Origin of the sequence: Desulforegula conservatrix Mb1Pa (assembly GCF_000426225.1) — a bacterium.
Lineage (GTDB): Bacteria > Desulfobacterota > Desulfobacteria > Desulfobacterales > Desulforegulaceae > Desulforegula > Desulforegula conservatrix.
The window spans coordinates 63,448-83,433 of the sequence record NZ_AUEY01000010.1 but is presented as its reverse complement, the minus strand read 5'-3'; the positions used below and the strand labels follow the sequence as shown (position 1 = coordinate 83,433).

General features: G+C 41.7%; 13 protein-coding genes and 1 pseudogene. 3 read left to right on the top strand and 11 right to left on the bottom strand.

Translation table 11 applies throughout. The annotated features are described in order from the left end of the window. Positions 1-193, top strand: a pseudogene (locus tag K245_RS28255) (hypothetical protein); the annotation flags it as partial. 373 nt (positions 194-566) lie between these two features. Here the strand turns inward: K245_RS28255 and glmM are convergent. Both glmM and K245_RS23335 read right to left on the bottom strand, forming a co-directional pair. After that, entirely contained in the window at positions 567-1,922 is a 1,356-nt protein-coding gene (gene glmM, locus K245_RS0106260) for a phosphoglucosamine mutase (protein ID WP_027358605.1), read from the bottom strand. Then, positions 1,922-3,208 (bottom strand): hypothetical protein, encoded by a 1,287-nt coding sequence (locus K245_RS23335; protein ID WP_051283922.1) that lies wholly within the window; start codon positions 3,206-3,208, stop codon positions 1,922-1,924. Before K245_RS23335 ends, glmM begins: the two co-directional genes overlap by 1 nt. Before the next feature lie 332 nt (positions 3,209-3,540). Here K245_RS23335 and K245_RS0106250 point away from each other — a divergent pair, with 332 nt between their 5' ends. Beyond that, the gene (locus K245_RS0106250; RefSeq protein WP_051283921.1) at positions 3,541-5,157 is read left to right on the top strand and encodes a glucose-6-phosphate isomerase; all 1,617 of its coding nucleotides are present in this window, start codon (positions 3,541-3,543) and stop codon (positions 5,155-5,157) included. Between the two features lie 294 nt (positions 5,158-5,451). After that, on the top strand, positions 5,452-6,744 hold the full coding sequence (locus tag K245_RS0106240) for a nucleotide sugar dehydrogenase (RefSeq protein WP_035276609.1): 1,293 nt from the start codon (positions 5,452-5,454) through the stop codon (positions 6,742-6,744). Between the two features lie 342 nt (positions 6,745-7,086). On the opposite strand, the gene K245_RS0106230 is transcribed toward K245_RS0106240, so the two are convergent. The 9 genes from K245_RS0106230 to K245_RS23320 form a co-directional block, all read right to left on the bottom strand. Then, positions 7,087-10,785, bottom strand: coding sequence for an SIS domain-containing protein (locus tag K245_RS0106230; protein ID WP_232223800.1), 3,699 nt, complete (start codon positions 10,783-10,785; stop codon positions 7,087-7,089). A gap of 59 nt (positions 10,786-10,844) precedes the next feature. Then, positions 10,845-11,909: an iron-containing alcohol dehydrogenase family protein gene (locus K245_RS0106225; protein ID WP_027358600.1), complete on the bottom strand. Its 1,065-nt coding sequence runs from the start codon at positions 11,907-11,909 to the stop codon at positions 10,845-10,847. Between the two features lie 251 nt (positions 11,910-12,160). Further along, positions 12,161-13,348, bottom strand: coding sequence for a DegT/DnrJ/EryC1/StrS family aminotransferase (locus K245_RS0106220; protein WP_027358599.1), 1,188 nt, complete (start codon positions 13,346-13,348; stop codon positions 12,161-12,163). Positions 13,349-13,407: 59 nt separating this feature from the next. Then, on the bottom strand, positions 13,408-14,925 hold the full coding sequence (locus K245_RS23330) for a penicillin-binding transpeptidase domain-containing protein (protein WP_051283920.1): 1,518 nt from the start codon (positions 14,923-14,925) through the stop codon (positions 13,408-13,410). A 59-nt stretch (positions 14,926-14,984) separates the two neighbouring features. Beyond that, positions 14,985-16,904 (bottom strand): methionine--tRNA ligase, encoded by a 1,920-nt coding sequence (gene metG, locus K245_RS0106210; protein ID WP_027358598.1) that lies wholly within the window; start codon positions 16,902-16,904, stop codon positions 14,985-14,987. Next, positions 16,897-17,718 carry a PSP1 domain-containing protein gene (locus K245_RS23325; RefSeq protein ID WP_035276608.1) on the bottom strand — a complete coding sequence of 274 codons (822 nt, stop codon included), beginning with the start codon at positions 17,716-17,718 and terminating at the stop codon, positions 16,897-16,899. Before K245_RS23325 ends, metG begins: the two co-directional genes overlap by 8 nt. Continuing rightward, complete coding sequence (holB, locus tag K245_RS0106200; RefSeq protein ID WP_084156149.1) at positions 17,715-18,713, bottom strand: DNA polymerase III subunit delta'; 999 nt, start codon at positions 18,711-18,713, stop codon at positions 17,715-17,717. Before holB ends, K245_RS23325 begins: the two co-directional genes overlap by 4 nt. A 130-nt stretch (positions 18,714-18,843) precedes the next feature. After that, positions 18,844-19,128 carry an HU family DNA-binding protein gene (locus tag K245_RS0106190; protein ID WP_027358596.1) on the bottom strand — a complete coding sequence of 95 codons (285 nt, stop codon included), beginning with the start codon at positions 19,126-19,128 and terminating at the stop codon, positions 18,844-18,846. 105 nt (positions 19,129-19,233) lie between these two features. Beyond that, a complete protein-coding gene (locus tag K245_RS23320; RefSeq protein ID WP_035276623.1) occupies positions 19,234-19,986 on the bottom strand; it encodes a nucleotidyltransferase family protein in 753 nt (250 codons plus the stop codon).

Here is a 19,986-nt window from a genome sequence, read left to right as displayed (position 1 = left end):
GAATAAACTGCACAGACGGCTCAGGCAGCTGGGGTATAGCGGCGAATTCCAGAGCATCAAAATGACATCATGGCGGAACTCGGCATGTCAGCTCAGCCACTGGGCAATGCCCAACAAATGGTTTGAAGAAATCGGACTGTTCGCGATGAATGAAATTCAAACGGGAGTGCTTCCTCTTTTTACAACGAGATAAGGATGAACAAGAGCCGTGTACGAGGCCCGTACGCACGGTTCTGTGAGAGGGATGAAGCAGACTTGATCAGCTGCTTCACCCTACTCGATTATTAGGCTCTTTTCTCGTTAAATTTTTAAATATGAAGATCAAACCATTTTTAAGTTAAATTTCTTTGGGTAAATTTTTATAAAAAGATCTCCAAACACCTCAGAAATTTTATGCTTTTACTATAATAACAGTCTATTATCATCGATATAGCCATAATATCTATATTACTGAAAAGTTTTTGCGTAGCTTTTTTCAAAAAACGTCCAGCCGAAGGCCGAAGTTTTTGAATGTTTTTTGTATAGAGCCATAAATCAGCAATTAAAGAAGTCTGATTTCAGGCAAATCACGCACCAATCTCTGCTCGCACAACACCTGCAATATCATTGCAAATCTTTTCAGTCTCTTTCTGGCATTCGCCTTCAACCATTACCCTGCACATTGGCTGAGTTCCAGAATATCTGACGAGCACCCTGCCCTTTCCCTCAAGCTTTTTTTCAGCATCCATAATAGAGGAGTGAATAGCAGGAACCTTATCAAGATCTGGTTTTTCCCTGACATCGATATTGATAAGAATCTGGGGAAAAATAGACATGATTCCGGACAATTCGGAAAGAGGCTTGCCAGAAGCTTTGAGTGCCTCAAGCAGCTTAATGGCTGAATATATTCCGTCTCCGGTAGTGTGGTTATCCAGGAAAATCATATGACCCGAATCCTCGCCACCAATCATGGAACCGGTTTCAATCATGCGGAAAAGAACATTCCTGTCGCCTACATCCGTAATTTCATGTTGCAGCCCCATCTTTTCAAGTGCAATTTTAAGGCCTATATTGCTCATTACAGTCGTAACCACAGTATCACCGGCTTTTTTATGACCTGTTTCAATCGCCCTCGCAGAACAGATGGCAATAATCTGATCCCCTGTTATTTCATTGCCCTTTTCATCAACAGCAATAAGCCTATCAGCGTCACCATCAAACGCAAGACCTGCATTAGCCTTATGTTCAATCACAAGCTTCTTTAGATGATCAACATGCTCAGATCCGCAGCCATTATTGATATTGAGCCCGTCAGGCTTGTTGAATATTGTAATTATTTCAGCCCCGAGACTTTCCAGAACCTTTGGAGCAACGAAAGAAGAGGCTCCATTCGCACAGTCAATAATGATTTTCAGGCCTTCAAGATTAAATGAATCACCTATTGATGACTTTAAAAACTCTCTGTAATCATCCATCAGGATTCCATGATAGATACGATTCCCGGTTCTGTAGACGTCCTCGCATTTCTTGTCAGTTTCCGGATCGAGTATTGTTTCTGCAAGTTTTTTTTCTGTTTCCAGGCTGAGTTTTAAACCTTTTGCATCAAAAAATTTGACCCCATTGTCATGAAAAGGATTATGCGACGCGGAAATAACTATTCCGGCATCAGCTTCAAAAAATTTAGTGAGATACGCGACAGCTGGTGTTGGAGCCACATCCAGCCAGAATACGGTTCCACCCATTGCCATGATACCTGATGAAATGGCCATTTCCATCATCTCGCCTGATATTCTGGTATCCCTTCCAATCACAATCCTGGCAGGCTGTCCGCTCTTTGCAAAAAAAAGAGCTGCAGCCTTTCCAATTTTAACACCCATATCCGGGGTTATCGGCCAAGAATTAGCTCTGCCCCTTATTCCGTCTGTTCCAAAGAGTTTAGACATTATTTTTCTCCGGTTTTTTGTATGCCACCCTGTATATCAAGCCCAGTTAAAGGCATTTTATCAAAAGCACATTTACATATTTTTTTAACATAATTCCACAGCCAAACTGAGCCAGCTACTTTGGAATCAGCATCAAGTCCTCCAATGACATCGATATAGTTTCCGCCTTTTTCAGAGTTCGATTTCAAAATGCTTTTCACTAAAAAGCCCATTTCATGGCAACTGAAATCATCTGCCGAAAAATCAGAAAACACAGAAAGAATATCATCTTTGGCTCTAAACAATTCTTTTTTCTGACTTAAGAGTTCAGAAGAGGCATTCTCTCCAGAATAGCTTAGATATATTTCCATTGATTCCGGCATTTTCATGCAGAACTCGTTAAATCTTTTTTTTCTTTCTTTAATGGCTGTGTCAATGGTTTTCAAGGCAGCTGAATGTACTGCTTCGGGGTAGTCAGCGTCTGAAATGAAAAGCGTTCTGACATTTCTATACCAGAGTGATAACGCCATAAGATTTGCTATATAAAATATATTATTAAAAACTGTGCGCTTAACCTGACTGTAAAAACCGGCTTTTCTCTGAATATTTAAACTTCTGCCATGAACTTCTGAAATTAATCTGCCTTCATGGACAACATCTTTTCTGCAAATACTTCCAGCAGAAATTACTGTGCCAAAGGCTATCCTGCAAGGCCCGACCATGCCACCCTGCCCACCAAGAAAAATTGGATCTTTATCAAGCATTACACCATCAGGAACATTGCCCATTATTGAAGGTGTAGCCTTATCCTGATTCGGAGTATAATTAAAATGAATGTAAGAACTTCCTACCTCACTGTGATTCTTTCTGCTTGTTCCGCCGCTCATAAGACAGTCACAAAAATTTATAAGGCTACCAAGGGTAACATACGGGAACAGAATCGTCTGTTTCAACCCCACCGTATGGGCAGTTCCTGAAAGCTCCTCAAACAGGCATCCTTCCCTGATATGTGCATTGGCTCCGACTGATGCATCTGACAGAAAAACCGCGTCCCTTGAGTAACCCGAAGCAAAAATCACTTTCCTGGCTGCTGCGACATTTTCCAGTGTCATGGGGCCTTCTGAACCGACAACTGTACCTTCACCTATAAAAAGGCCGGGGCCTTTGAGCATACATCCGGGATTAATTACCACCCCACTGCCGGATATCCTGTCGATATCAACATCATCTGACACAACCACACTGTATGGAGAAGGTATTTTTACGCCTTTTTCCAAAAGCCTGACAATCTTGGGATCAATATGCATATTTTCTCCAGGAGTCATGTAATCATGAAACTCCGCATTTATTATGAATAAAAATTATGATGGTCTTGCAAAAAGCCAGAAAAAGGATTCAGGGTCATTCCGGCGAAGGCCGGAATGTCTGAAATCTGACTTTTTGCGACCTTGTCAATTATGAAACAAATAAAGCTTAAAATGCCATTTTGAAAGCATTTTCAATCATTTTTCTTGCGGTATCTGTCATCTCCTGATACATGGAAACCTTCCATGCAGAGGCTATTTAAGTCAGCTCATGATTATATTTCAAGATTTTTCATCAAAAATTAACAAGCTAAAATTGAATTCAGTCTTATAAAATGGGTTATAATATATATTCCAGTCCTGTCACAGATGCCAAAGCCTGGCTTTCACTCGAGAACAAAAAACCCCAGATCTGTCAGGAATCCGGCCATCTGAAGAATTTGACCACAGAAAAAGACAGAATCACCGGATTCTCAATCAGTACTCCCGGTTTATTCTATGATTTCTCGCGTCAAAGAATCAATAAATCCATAATGGACTCACTTATCGATCTCGCAAAGGAAAGAGAGGTCAGGCCTTTTTTCAAAAAAATGTCTAACGGTGAGATCGTAAATACCACGGAAAACCTCCCGGCCGAACATATTGCAATCAGGGCCAACTTCTGTGATTTACCAAATACTGATGAAGCCAGACTATCCTCGAAAGCACGCGGCGATTTATTAAAAGCCATATCTTTTTCAAAAGAAATACGAAATGGTAGCCGAAAAAGTTCCACAGGTGAAATTTTTACGGATGTTGTTGTGATCGGAATAGGCGGGTCGCATTTAGGAACCGCTTTTGTGGCTTCGGCTCTGAAAGATTTTTCTGACAGGGAAATAAGGCTCCACTTTCTGTCAAATGTCGATTACTCAGGATTTGCTGATATTACAGAGATTATTCATCCTTCAACGACTTTATGGATAGTCATATCCAAAAGCTTCACAACGTCTGAGGTCGCATGCAACGCCTGGATCGCCTGGAATTACATGGCGGAATCGGTTCCTGATCCTTCCATGCATTTTGTCGCAATTAGCGCATCTGAAAAAGCTGCTCAGTCGACTTCACCCAAATTCAGTTGTGTTTTCTCAATGCCTGAAGGTGTTGGCGGAAGATACAGCGTAACATCAACAGCAGGCATACTCCCCCTTTCAATATACATCGGATTTGAAAACGTATCAAAATTGCTCAAGGGCGCCCATGAAATGGATATCCATGCGTCCGAGAGTCCTGAAGAAAAAAATATGCCTCTCATAGCTGCACTCATAGGACTGTGGAATAACTGTTTCCTTAAATATCCGGCCCAGGGGATAATCCCATACTCAAACAGGCTTTCACTTCTTCATTCCCATATTCAGCAACTCTATATGGAAAGCTGCGGAAAATCTGTTACAGGAAACGGCAAAAATCTCGATATCCCGTCAGGAGTAATTATCATAGGCGATACGGGAACAAACGCACAACACTCGTTTTTTCAGCTTATGCACCAGGGCCGACCTTTTCCTGTTGAATTTATTGGGATTGCAAAACCATTACATGAGCAGAAAATAAAAGGGTTGTTCGGGATTCCAAATCATCATGAACTATGGATCAATATGATCGCCCAAGCTGAGGCTCTTGCCTGCGGACGTGAATCTGACGACCCTGCCAAAAGATGCCCGGGCAACAGGCCTTCGTCAATTATAGTTCTTGACAGCATAACTCCTGAAGACATTGGCAAACTGCTGTCATTTTATGAAGCAAAAACCGTTTATGAGGCTTTTCTTTCCGGCTACAATCCCTTTGATCAATTCGGAGTTGAGACAGGAAAAATAATTGCCTCGGGACTAAGACAAAAAATTGTTTCAAATGATAAGTGCAGGGATGAGGTGAGGGGTATAACTGCCTTTTATCTTGATAAAATAGTGTCTAATTAATTGAACTTTTTTAATTATTTTCATTTTAGCAAAAAGAAAACAAAGTAATTTTCGTCTCGCTAAATTGAATGCAATTTTAAATATGACAAGGTCTAAAAAGGGAATTGGCGTCATGCCGGACTTGATACGGCATCTGCGTATTTTTAGATACTTCTGGATTCCGGCCTGCGCCGGAATGAAGGGAACCGGACTTTTTGCGACTTTGTCAAAAAAATATGTTTTTTGTTTGATGCTGACAATCAGGAATCGCACAATCGAGCATTCATTTGAAACGCCAAAACTCATGAGGTAATTATGGCTGATAATAATATTGTAATTGGAGTCATAGGACTTGGATACGTTGGTATTCCACTTGCTGTAGAGTTTGGGAAAAAATTCAGAACCATCGGGTTTGATCTGAAAAAAGAGCTCGTAGAAAGCTATAGAAATCATCACGACCCAATGGGAGAGGTGTCTTCCGAACAGCTGAAATCGTCTGTTTACTCTGAATACACATATGATCCTTCAGAATTATCAAAAGCCGATTTTTTAATAGTTGCGGTGCCTACACCTGTAAATGAAGCTCACCAGCCGGATCTTCTCCCTCTTATTTCGGCTTCCGAGACAATTGGGAAAAACATCAAAAAGGGCGCTATTGTCATATTTGAATCGACTGTTTATCCAGGTGCCACTGAAGAAGAATGTGTCCCTGTAATTGAAAAGTTTTCAGGACTTAAATGGAAAAAAGATTTTTTTGTCAGTTACTCCCCTGAAAGGATCAATCCAGGAGACAAAGAAAGAACTCTGACAACAATAGTCAAGGTTATTTCCGGCGACACTCCTGAAACTCTTGAGAAAGTCAAAAAGCTGTACGAATCAATAATCACGGCAGGCGTTTTCCCGACAAAAACCATAAAAGAAGCCGAAGCGGCAAAAGTTATTGAAAACACACAGCGCGATCTTAATATAGCTCTTATCAATGAACTTGCCGTGATTTTTGACAAATTAGGGATTGACACCATAAACGTTCTTGAAGCTGCTGGATCTAAATGGAATTTCCTTCCTTTCAGACCAGGTCTTGTCGGCGGCCACTGTATTGGAGTTGATCCCTATTACCTGACATACAAAGCCGAAACAGTGGGTTATCATCCCCAGGTTATTTTAGCTGGCAGAAGAATAAATGACAGCATGGGTAAATTCATCGCTGAAAAAACAGTAAAGAGAATGATCGCCCAGGGAATCAACATAAAAAATGCCAGAGTTACGGTAATGGGGCTTACATTCAAGGAAGACTGCCCAGATCTTAGAAACTCGAAGGTAGTCGATATAATTAATGAACTTGAGTCCTACGGCATAAAAGTTCAGGTTCATGATCCGATATCAGATCAAGTTGAAGCTGAGCATTATTATGGAGTGAAGCTCACTGCCTGGGAAAATCTTGAAAAAGCAGATGCAATGGTTTTTGCAGTGGCTCACAGACCATACAAAGAAATGCAAACAGAAACGATGAAGGAAAAGGTGGCTGAAAACGGAGTCATCATTGATGTTAAGTCCATTTTTAATCAGGAAAAGATAGAAAGAGCCGGACTCGATTTCTGGAGGTTATAAACTTTAGCCGAGAACTTTTGAACATACTTATCAATGTCACAGCTTGAACATTTGAAATGAGTCAGGCGGTTTAAATGGCAGGCCTGTTGCTGCATTATTTCTGGAAAACCCTTTTGAAAAAGGGTTTTCCAGACCTTTCCCAAAACCCTTATGTTTTTTTATTACGAGTTGAGAACATATGTTTTTTACACAAAAGAAACCTTAACCGAAAAGTTTTTGCTAAGCTTTTTTTAAAAAGCGGTCTTTGAACTTTCATCTAACAGAAGAGTTCAATTTATGACGATGTGAAGTATATCCGATAAATTTGTCTTATCGGATAGATACAACCCACCTAAAATCAGATCAGCCCTTTATTCTCTGACAAATCAGCTCTATGGATTTTTCGGCGGCCATTCCGAAAAGTTCGTCCATGTCAAGAACCTGAAGAATGCTGTTATCCCAGACAAATCCTTTTTCCTGGACAAGGTTTCTTATCCTGTCAAGCTTGCCGCCGAGGGCCTTGATTTTTGTGTGAAGTGAAACCGCATCCTTTTCTTTTAAGGATATGTTGAGGGAGAGCAGGTGGTCTATTGCACCGGATGTTCCGGCAGTCCCCGAAAGAACGGGAATAACAAGTATTCTGCGTCCATCCTTAAGACCCCGTCCTATAAATATATTGCCTTCCTTGACAATGATGTATTTTGTGCCTTTAAGCTTGGAATCTTTTTCAGTCCTTGATGTTTCTCCTGCAAGAACACCTGTCTTTTTGAGAGGAATGATTTTTGTATTTTCTGTTGGCTCGCCGAAAATATTAAGCTCAGTGATACCGTAAAGAAGGGACCCTTTGACCTCTGAAATAATTTCCTGAAGATTCTTAAGAACAATAATATTTTTGTTAGCTATCTGGGATATATTGAAACCGAACTCCTTGATCTGGTCAAATATGACACCTTCAATCTTTTCACTTATTCTGCTGGTTCCTACAGTGACGGTCTTGGCCTGATGCTTTATAGCATCTACCGGTCTCGCCATGTCGTTTATGGCCTCTCCGAGTTTTTCAAAAAGAAGATTGACCATATTGGATGCAGTTCCCCTTACCCCGAAATCCATGTCAAAATCAGCCCCTGGAAGTCTGCCTGCAAGGTACTTCAAGAGAAGGGTTATGTCCATTGACAGGGTTGTGCTAAACAGGGCCGAATATTTGCCTGATTTTTTAACATCCATGAATTCACGGTAGAATTCAGCAATCTTATTCCTGAATCTGTCATCAAGAACAGTTTCGTATATGGAAAGCCCCTGTTTTGTGCATTCATCAAGAACAACTTGCAGTAATGATCTCTGGCGGTAAAGGAATCTTGAACCGTCATTTATGGAAAGTGCGGCATAATACCCCCATATATGTCCGGCAAGGGTATTAAGAACAGGTGACAGATGCTCTGAAACATGGGGAACCCTGAAAACATCCCTGGCGTAATTATCAAACCTGTGCTCTCCTTCATCCGTTATTACAATTGGAATGGCTTTGTGAGCATTGAATATGGCTACATCCTTGATAATGTCGCCAAGAACACTTTGCCTCGTTCCTGCGGCGCAGACAATGATTAACGGCTCTGAAGAAAGATCTATATGCTTTTTGTCTTCGACATAATCCGAAGAAATTGTCTTGTAGCAAAGCTCGCTGAGCTTGATTCTTATCTCATCCGATGCAGCCTTGTTTGGACCGCTACCCACGGCAGCCCAATACGTCTTTGTGGTAGCATATGACTTTGCTGAAGCCTCAAGCTCAGGCCTCATGGATAAAACTTTTCGCATATGATCAGGTAGCTCAAGAAGAGATCTGATTTCAGTCGATATAAAATCATCATCCCTCTTTCCTGTGATCTGGGCAAGGTAAAGACTGATCAAGGCGCCTGCAACTATCTGGGAATAGAAGGCCTTGGTAGATGCGACCGACATTTCTATATCCCTTCCGCTGCTGGTATACATGACGCCATCCACCTTGAAGGTCAGGTCAGAATCCCTGCGGTTGACAATGGCCAGGGTCTTTGCGCCCCTTTCTTTTGCCATGTCAACGCTCCTGTTGGTGTCTGTGGTAGTACCTGACTGACTTATGGCAATGACGAGAGCGTCTGCCATGCTATCGGAAGTATCGTTTTCCTCAAATATGAAACCGCTCAGCTCTGATGATTTAAGAGCCGATATCTGGATATCCGGCGAACGCAGGTAATGTTTGAGTATTCCGGAATTTGTAAGTCCAGCGACTCCGGCCGTACCCTGGCCAATGAAAAAAATTCTTTTGATTTCACCTGATTTAAGCGCATTTACAATTTTCTGGGGAACAACTTTTTCACCAAGATTGACCTTTAAGCATTCTGACCCGTCAGGATTAGTAACCGATTTCCATTTCCCCTGGAGAGTTCTGGATACTGAAAGGGGTGATTCGGAAATTTCCTTGAGAAAAAAATGATCGAAATCCTGCCTGTCAATATCCCTTGATGTTATCTCGGAACTTTTTAAACCAGCCTTTTCAAAATCATATGAAGTACCATCATAATACATTGCTTTAACTGAGGACAGGTTTGGTTCTCCGTATTGGTCAATAATAACTATCTGACCTCGGGGATTTCCCTTTTCTCCGTTTAAACCTGAGTCCCCATCAAGTTTGATGAAGTTCTGGGTATCTTCTATGAACCCGTATATTTCAGATGTTGCCATTGCGTGATCATCTGAAAAACCGACAAAAACAGCCTGGCCACTCCCTCTCTGGCCAAGGAAAAGCTTTCCTGGAGCAATATCCGTATGCATTGTAATGGCATGGGAGCCATCAAAATCATTCAAGGCAAGTCTGAATGATTCCTCAATATCAAATCCCCTGCTCAAATAACGCTCAATCTGTAAGGCAATTATTTTGGTATCTGTGGTTATTTCACTTTGAATTGCACCGAACTGATTTTCAAAATCCTCTTTTAGCTCATGGTAATTATCTATATCCCCGTTCAGGCAGACATGAATAATTCCGTGGGATTTGAATGAATTTTCAGGAGGTGTCTGATTATCAACCGGATGGCAGTTCGGTTCTGTGATTGCCCCAACCGATGCCCATCTTGTATGTGCTAAAATGCTCATTTTCTCAGGATGAAAACAAAGAGCAGCCTGAAGCACCGGATCATTTTTTATCTGGGTTCTGAGGAATTTTACGTTATCTCCAAGCCGTCCAATTTCAGCAGCTATCTTATATGTAAAAACCAAGGTATTGAGCGTGGATCCGTCTTCCTGCTTCCTCACTGAAGAAGAAATACAGTTATTAAGGAGCACGCTCTGGTTGCATCTGCCCATGAACCTGTCATAAAGAGCCTGCTGCTGAAGCTGGATCTCTATCTCTCTGGCAACCTCTGATTTGTAATGAAGCATTATTGATATGCCAGCGGAATCCCTGCCCCTTACCTCGAGGGTACCTATACTATTTAAAACTGAACTTATTTTTCTGAATATTATGATGCTTTCAGGTGAAGGCTCGATATCACCCTGGGCAATCAGCTTTTTAATCTTATCTATGTTTTCAAGCAGCTCAATCTTAAGGGTCCAGGCAATGTCCTTGATAAGCTCAATTCTTGAAGAAGCAAGCTCAACCTTGTCTGTTTCAAGGCCACCCATAATTCTTCCAAGAATTATTGATTCAGCCTCAATTATTTCCTCGAATGAGTCAGCAATTGAAGAAATATTTCCGCAGATTTCTCCTGATCTGAATATGCGGGAGAAAACAGCGTCTGACTTGAAACCAGACACTGCTTTCTTCAATTCACTTAAAACGGACTCTCCGCCCAAATACCAGTCGCAGATCGAATCAATGCTTTTCCCGTTTTCAAGCCCGGCTTTTTTTACGCTCTCATGGAGTGTCGCAAGCAACCCAAGATCAGGAGTTTCAGGGTTTATTTCCTTTTTATAAACAATTATGGATGCGAGACCACAGTTAAGAGTATCGACATCAACAGGAAATAAAACGACAGAACCTGCAGGAACCTTATAAAGCGGTTTTGCAAAAAAAACTTTGGACTTAAACATGGTTTTCATTGAGTTAACGATACGCATGGTACTCAAGCTGGAGTGCCTTGTCATTATACCTACATCCTTTTGTAAAGATCTCTTAATTTTTCTCGCGTAATAATGGACTTCCAGTCCTTTCCACAGGCGTTTTCCCAAAGAGGGGCCATGCCTATGGAAACGGTTATCATGGTTTCCATCTGTTCATCGGTAAGTTTTGAGGTGATTCCTCTTGGAAGCGAAATGTTGTGTTTTTTCATCATTTCCCTGAATTCCTTTACGCCATCAGGATAGAATTCGTCAAGATAATCAAATACAATACAGTTACCGATTCCATGATGAACCTTAAGAACAAAGGATAGGCCGTATGACATTGCGTGGGCAACGCCGACCTGTGAATACGCGATGCTCATTCCGCCGAACCAGGAAGCCATCATGAGCTTGTCATCTTTTTCAGGATCATCTGTCAGATATACTTCACGGCAAAGATCAATGGACTTTTCGCCATAAGCCTTGCTGAAAGCATTGAGGAAAGTACCCTCAAGTGACTCTACGCAATGGATATAGCAGTCCATGCCGGTATAGAACCACTGATCTGTCGGAACATCTTTTATAAGCTCAGGATCAAGCACAACCTGATCGAAGACAGTGTAATCAGAATTAAGGCCAAGTTTCTTTTCAGGGCCTATAAGAACAGTTGTTCTTGAAACCTCAGCGCCTGTTCCTGAAAGTGTCGGAATTCCTACATGATAGATTGCCGAATTCTTAATGAGATCCCAGCCCTGATATTCATGGGCTTTGCCTGAGTTAGTAAGCATTAGGGAAACAGCCTTGGCAAGGTCCATGCTGGCTCCTCCACCTATCCCAATGACCCCTGAAGGAATCTTGCCGGGAATATGCTTTCTTGCAATATCTGTAAGCTCATCAACGTATTTTGTTGATGGTTCATTGGTGACATCAACAAAAATCATGAGATCATTTTTTTTAACAGGTACACGGGACTTGAACGGATGATTTGCAAAGCAGTGATCCACAAGGAACACCATAAAAGAATCTTCTCTTTTTGGTTCAAGTATGGCATCAAGCTGATTAAAACTGCCTCTGCCGAAAACTATCTGTGGAACTGTCTTGAAATTACGAAACATGCTCACCTCTTTCCCGGCGCCATTGCCGGAGATTCAGGATATGAGTTTATGCAAACTGCGGTTGAAACCTTTTCAGACACAGTTTTATGCTTTGATAAAAAGGACTTGCCGTAAAAGCATTATATTATGATACTGGCTGCTATCTTTCAAATGCTCTGATTTCATAAACAATTTAATCATGTGAGACATTCTGATTAATGTCGGATTGAGGACAAAGAACGTCCTAATCCGACCTACGAATGAGCCTTATTTTACTTACCGAAAACATTCAAAATCTTTGAGATTCTCGAATCAATCTCTTCCTTTGTCCACCCAAGCTTTATCTGAAGGCAGATAGTTCGTGATATAATAGAGTCAGAAACAGGCAGACTAAGAGTTTTGTAATCCTTTACATTCTCCATGTCAGCCTGGGGCATTTTACCTCCACCAGAAAGTGTTCTGATATGATCCCATTTTTTAATATAGTGCCAGTTGTTATCATACCAGTAAAAGCATCCGTCCACTCCTGCGCTGGCAAGAGCCTGGGATATTTCCCTCGCCCTTGCTTCTGTTGGGAGAAAAAAAGCAAGAAATGTTGCAGAATCTCCTTCAGGGTCAGGTATGTTTCTGAAAGTTACTTCTGATATTGTTGAGAGAGCATTCTTGATTGCCTTTTTATTCTTTCTCTGAACATCAAGAATCGTATCAAGCTTTCTTAGCTGTGCAACGCCGACAGCAGCGTTAAGCTCACTGATTCTGTAGTTTGTTCCAACAAGAATATGATCTTCCTTGCCGCGATCGCTGCCTATGTGGTCATGTCCATGATCTGCAAAGGCATGTGCCCTAAAATAAAGATCATCATCATCAGTTATTGCTGCTCCGCCCTCTCCGCAGGTTATTGTTTTTACATAATCAAAGGAAAAGCAGCCCATTTTTCCGAAACTGCCAAGGCTCTTTCCTTTGAATGTTCCCCCCACTGCCTGGCAAGCGTCTTCAATGAGTATTATTCCATTTTTGTCGCAGATTGATTTAAGCTCGTCGATCCTTGCCATTGCACCGCACATATGAACAGGAACCACAGCCTTTGTTTTTGAAGTGATCGTTTTTTCAACAGCTGCCGGGGCAAGACACAAAGTGTCGTCGATGTCTGCAAAAACAGGGATTGCGCCTGCAAAAAGAATGGCTTCGATTGTAGCTACAAACGTAAATGGAGGAACAATGACCTCGTCACCCGCGCCTATCCCGCAGGCAGCGAGGGCAACACACAGGGCAGATGTTCCGCTTGAGCAAAGATGAGCGTGTTTAACTCCAAGACGGGTACAGAGGTTTTCTTCAAATTCCTTTGCCTTCCATATTCCCTTTCTTGGGCCATCAAAATTATATCTCATTAGAACGCCTGTATCCAGAACGTCCAAGACTTCTTTTCTTTCTTCATCTCCAAAAATTTCAAAACCCGGCATCTGTGATCTCCTTATGGCTTTTGGGTTCCGTCCTTGCCTTGAATCAGGCTTCTTTCACCTTAGGTATTCCCTGGCTGGAAATAACGCCTGAAAATCATTCTTGCGTATCTGCTTGCTTTTGTCCCTATGAATTTTTCATGCCCAACAACAATTGCCACTGCAACTTTTTTACCTTCATCGCTTTTTGCAAATCCGACAAACCAGTCAAACCGAACCTCATGGGTAGGATTGTCGATTGAACCTGTTTTGCCGCCCATATCAAGGGACTTAAGCACAACGTCATTCTCGGAACCGGCAAAAGATTTTTTGCCTGTTCCCTTGGATACTGTCGATTCCATAAGCTGTTTCAGGGTATTGGCCGTTTCAGGGCTGATAACCTGTTCGCCAAGTTTTGGACTTGCCTGATAAATCAGCTCTCCTTTTTCATTTGAAATCTGTTCAACAAGATATGGCTCAGGCAATCGACCTTCATTAATAACGGCTGACGCAATCATGGCACCGTGTATCGGTGATATTTTTGTATCCCTGTTATATCCTGAAGCAATCTCGGCCTGATGGAATTTATCGCCTGATATTTCAAGAAAACTTTGTTGCAAAGGCAACTCAAAATCAAATTTCTTGTTAAATCCAAGTGAATTGCCATATGAGGCGAGCACTTCTTTACTAAGGTATTGACTGCCTATTTTCCCAAAAACCGGATTAATTGATTGTGCAAATGAATCGTTCAAAGTAATTTTGGTAGCATATCTGTCCCTTGAATCATTAACCTGGGACTTATACAAGGTATATTTGTTGCCATGAAACAGCATCTGTGTGCCTGGAGTGAACCCCTTTGACTCGACTGCGGCAGCAGCTGTTATAATTTTGAAAACACTTGCAGCTGGATACAGATTGCCGGGGCAGATTCCCTTGCTTTCGGCATCACCGTCAAAACCGCCCATGCCAAGTATTTTACCGGTTGATGGATCCATTGCAACAATTCCGAAATACCTTGGCTTCCCCTGCCTTAAATTCTTTACGCTATCAATGGATTCGGTAAGAAAAGTCTGTAAATTATTATTAATAGTGGTCTTGACAGTTATTTTTGAAGGGCCATGCTGGACTTCAAAATTAGGAGTCTGAAAAGATGAGAAACCTGGCTGTCCAAGAAATTTATACAGATCCTTTTTCTCATAGCTGCCACTCAAAGGCTTAATGAGCGGAGCCTGAGAAGCATCTGCTGTTTCTTCAGTTTTTTTATCAGAATCAGTTATTGATTTCTCTGGCTGAGATGCATCAGTTTTAACCTCAGCCTTGGAAGCCTGGGCCTCTGAAGGAATAGCACCTGAAGAAACCGCCGGTTTTGCGGTAGTTTCTATTTTTTTGACTTCTGCAACTTCAGGCGGTTTTTCTTTTTTAGTATGAAACTTGGCAAAAAGATTAATAACTCCGCTGACAGCCGCATATACAACAATACAGAAAGCAGGAATAAGAATCACTGTTCTGAGAATCTTTTTCCTGGTCTGTGCAGATTTCTGCTGCTTTTTATAATAAGTCTGCCTGGATCTCCATCCGGCATTCGCAAGATTTTTACGCAATTTACACCTGCCGCTTTAAGGTTTTTGATGCCCTTGGCGCTGCCCTGGGAACAGATTAACTACTTTACCTGAGCCCCTGGCTTTACAGGTCGGTCAAGAGTGATTACCGATGATCCATCATTGGAAATACTTGCCAGCATCATGCCCTGGGATGTTATTCCCATGAGCTTGGCAGGTTTCAAATTTGCGACGATTATAACCTGTTTTCCAATCAGTTCTTCAGGTGTATAGGCCTGGGAAACGCCAGCCACAATGGTTCTTTTTTCACCCATATCTATTTCGAGCTTCAAAAGCTTCTGGGCTTTTGGTACAGGCTCTGCGCTCAGAACCGTGGCAACCCTGAAATCAACCTTCATGAAATCATCAATCGTGATATCCGGCTTCAAAGGCGGATCAAGCTTAACAGGCATATCAACAGGCTCTTCTTCCTTGACTTCTTTCTCTATTCTAGGAAACAGCCTGATGGACTTCATTATTTTCTGCCCAGGCTCAAGCACTCCCCACTTTTTCAAATTTTCAAGATGGAAATAATTCTCTTCTGAACCAAGTCCAAGATGGTCGTTCAATATGGCTGAACAAGAAGGCATTACTGGATAAATAAGGCCTGCTGTAATTCTGAGACCTTCGAGGAGATTGTATATGACCTTTTTAAGCGCTCCTTTTGTGGAATCATGCTTTGCAAGATCCCAGGGTGCAGAGGCATCGACATATTTATTCATATGACTGATGAATTCCCAGGCTGACGCAAGACCTTTATGAAAAGCAAATTTTTCCATTGACTCTTCATACTCAGCTACTGCTTTTTCAGCAGACACTCTGAGATTGAAATCACTTTTCGGATTAAGATCCTCATCCCTGCCGTCAGGAACTATGCCGTCAAAATACTTGTGGCACATTGTAACCACTCGGCTAACAAGGTTACCGAGATCATTGGCAAGATCCGAATTGATGCGGTTTATCATCGCGTCTTCTGAGAAGCTGGAATCGAGACCAAAGGACATCTCCCGCATGAGGAAAAACCTGAACGCATCTACTCCGTAGACATCCTTCATATGCATGGGATCAATGACATTGCCCAGACTCTTTGACATCTTGGCATCAGATACATTCCAATAGCCATGCACATTTAGACTCTTATACATTGGAATCCCTGCCGCCTTGAGCATTGTGGGCCAGTAGATTCCGTGGGGTTTTATGATGTCTTTTGCAACTATATGATTTGAAGCAGCCCAGTATTTTTCAAATTTTGGATCATCAGGATAACCAAGCGCGGAAATATAATTAACAAGCGCATCAAACCATACATAGGTCACATATTTATCATCAAATGGGAGAGGTATTCCCCACTCAAGTCTTGTTTTTGGCCTTGAGATGCAAAGGTCTTCAAGTGGCTCCCTTAAAAATGCAAGCACTTCATTCTTATATCTTTCAGGCCTTATAAAATCAGGATTTGATTTGATATGATCAATCAGCCATTCCTGATATTTGCTCATTTTAAAAAAATAATTGGATTCCTTGATTACCGCAGGCTCTTCCTTGTGATCAGGACATTTCCCGTCAACAAGGTCACGTTCATTATAAAACTGTTCACATCCAAAGCAGTACAAGCCTTCGTATTCGCTATAATAGATTTCGCCAGCATCAAATAGTTTCTGAAGAATATAATTCACGACTCTTTTATGCCTATCTTCAGTCGTCCTGATGAAATCATCATTGGATATGGAAAGGCCTGGCCACAAATCACTGAAAAGCTTACTGATCTTATCAGCATATTCACTTGCTGTCTGATTCTCTTTGGCAGCAGCCTTGACTATCTTATCTCCGTGTTCGTCTGTTCCGGTTAGAAAATATACATCCTCACCCTTCATTGAATGAAAACGTGCTGCTGTGTCAGCTGCTATGGTCGTATAAGCATGCCCAAGATGGGGCTTGGCATTAACATAATAAATTGGAGTGGTTATATAAAAAGACTTAGTCATTCTGTACTTCCTGTTTATTTGAAATCTCATCCATCTTTAACTCAATTTCCATACCGTCGTCATCAAGCCTTACCGCAATCCTGCCTCCAATGGCGTTGTGCCTTGTCACCTTGCCCTTGCCCTGGGGAGTCATTACAGCTTTGCCTATCTTTGGAAAATTTTCCTTGAGATGTATATAAGCCTCATTCTCATAAGTAAGACAGCACATAAGCCTGCCGCATACACCGGATATTTTGGTGGGATTAAGGGAAAGACCCTGTTCCTTGGCCATTCTTATGGAAACAGGATCAAACTCCTCAAGGTATGAAGAGCAGCATAGTTCACGTCCGCATCTTCCTAATCCGCCAAGTATCTTTGATCTGTTTCTTATTCCTACCTGACGCATTTCTATTCTTGCCCTGAACTCCTTGACAAGTTCTTTGACAAGCAGCCTGAAATCCACACGACCGTCTGCCGTGAAGAAAAATACAAGTTTGGTGCCGTCAAAAGAACTTTCAACATGGAAAAGATTCATTTCAAGGCCAAGCTCCATGCCTTTCTGCTTGCAATACTTGAATGCCTGTTTCTCCATTTCGCTGTTTCTTGCAAGCTGCTCGAGATCCTCTTCTTCCGCTATTCTGAGTATTGGTTTAAGTGGCGGGAACCCTGGCAGCAGAGCTTCTATCTCATGAGGCAACGTAGCCACATAACCGAGCCCTGATCCCTGGTCAGTGTCAACAATGACTTTGTCATTCATTTTAAGAACAAAGTCAGCGCTATCAAAATTATATATTCTTCCGGCTGTTTTAAACCGGATTCCTGCTATCCTGATCATTTATGAAATCCTGCAATTTTCAGAAAAAGCATTTCAAGAACGAGTCTTGAAACGGCGTTCAATTCAAGGCTGCGCTGGGATTCATGCACTTTTTCAAGCATTCTGACAAGTTCGCTATCCTGATAATATGGCAGGGCGGTTTCAAGAACAGACTTCAAATCATGGCCCATAAATACTTCAGGCCTGTATCTGTAAACAACAAGATCCCTGAAAAAGCTCTTAATAATCTCAAGCGAAGCTTTGATATCATCACTCTTTTGTGCCAAATCCTCTGCAAGCGCAAGAATCACCGGTAAAGACCGGTTTCTGAGGGCAGCCACCTCCGAATAGAGCCATCTGCGCTTTTCAATCCATCCTTTTTCGATGGCATCAACTGCCGTCCTGACGCTGCCGTCTGACATCAAAGACGCAGAAGCAGAAATTTCGGACGTATATCCCACAGAAGAAATGAGAATCATCTCAAGTGCTTTTCTTCCAAGGGGTGAGAACCCTATATGACAGCATCTGGAACGAATTGTGGGAAGCACAGACATCATGGATGAAGATACAAGAATAAAAACAGTATTTTGCGGGGGTTCCTCAAGGCTTTTGAGCAGCGCATTCGAAGCCTCGACTGTCATTGTCGAAGCTCCATCAATGATTATGAATCTGGTTAAAGCCTCTTTAGGCCTTGTTGAAATTTTTTCAATAAGCTCTCTTATCTGGCCTATTTTTATATAATTCCCGTCAGGCTTAATTATTATAACATCAGGATGATTTCCTGATTTAATTCTGGAACACGACCCGCAGACTCTACATCCAATAATTGAATCACTGCCTTCTTCACAACAGTTGGCAGCCATGGCAAATGAAATTGCTGTTAGGAATTTACCGACGCTGGCAGGCCCTGTAAAAAGCATGGCCCCTGGCACTGATTTAGAGGCCAGAAGCTGCTTTAATTGCGCGATAGCCCTATCCTGCCCTAAAACTGCGTCAAAAGCTGGGATATGTTTCAAATTCCTGTCTCACATGCTTGGACTGCTTGAAATGGCATGAAGTCTTCCTGATTATACCCAGGCGAGTATTTATAATAATACATTGCACTGTCAAATACGACCTGAGTAAAAATGGGAAAAACATTTATTTTCAGGATTCCTCGGCGTTGACTCTTTCTTTGAGTTCTTTGCCGCATTTGAAGAAAGGAAGCTTTTTGGGCTCAATCACAACCTTGTCTCCGGTTTTGGGATTACGTCCCACATAGCTTTTATACTCTTTGACAAAAAAACTGCAGAGTCCTCTTATTTCTACCCTCTCACCCTGTGCGAGAGCATCTGACATGGAATCAAAAAAAATCCTCACCACTTCAGCGGCTTCGGACTTTGAAATATTGGCTTCATTCTTCAGAGCTGCGATAAGCTCAAGTTTATTCATAAAATCCCCCTGTTACCTTGTAAATCTTAGTAAAGCATGAAAATAGAACAAAATATCGGCACAAGTCAAGAACACTCATGCCTAAATTGAAATACACGTAAGTTTTTATTTTCGGGAACCTTCGGTTTTAGAGTTTTCTTCCATGATTGAGATCCATTCATCACAGGCTAAACGATAACTTTCCAGAGTTCCGATATCCCTAAGGTAGCCATTTACATGGTGTCCATACATCTTTCCCTTAAGGAATGGAATAATATCAAACCCAAAATCAAGAATTCCTGAATCAGGCATACTATCCGGGAAAAAATCAAAAACACGACGATCAGTGACGTATATACCGCAATTGGCCAAATCAGATGCAGGATTCTCAGGTTTTTCCGTAAAATCCGTAATCAGCATATCATTATTTATGGTAACTATGCCGCATCTCTTAGGCTCAGGAGCCCTGATCAGTCCCATGGTGAAAACAGCCCCTTTTAGAGATATCTTTTTATGAAAATCAACAAGACCAGTCAGATCAACATTGGTTAAATTGTCTGCATATATGATAATAAAAGGAGAATCATCCGAGATGAAGGATCTGTTATTCAAAACAGTTCCCGCGCTTCCAAGAAGATTGTCTTCGTGCACGAGATAAATCTTTAAGTTGCCGAAATTTTCAGATGCAATAAAATCAGACACCTTATCTGCAAGATGGTGAGTGTTTATAAGAACCTCTGTTATCCCGTGGGCTTTAAGATGATCCAGCCAGATTCCCAGAAGCGGCCTGCCACAGATTGGCATAAGGCATTTTGGTATTGTGTCGGTATAAGGCCTGAGTCTTGTCCCAAGACCTGCTGCAAGGAGAAAAGCCTTCAT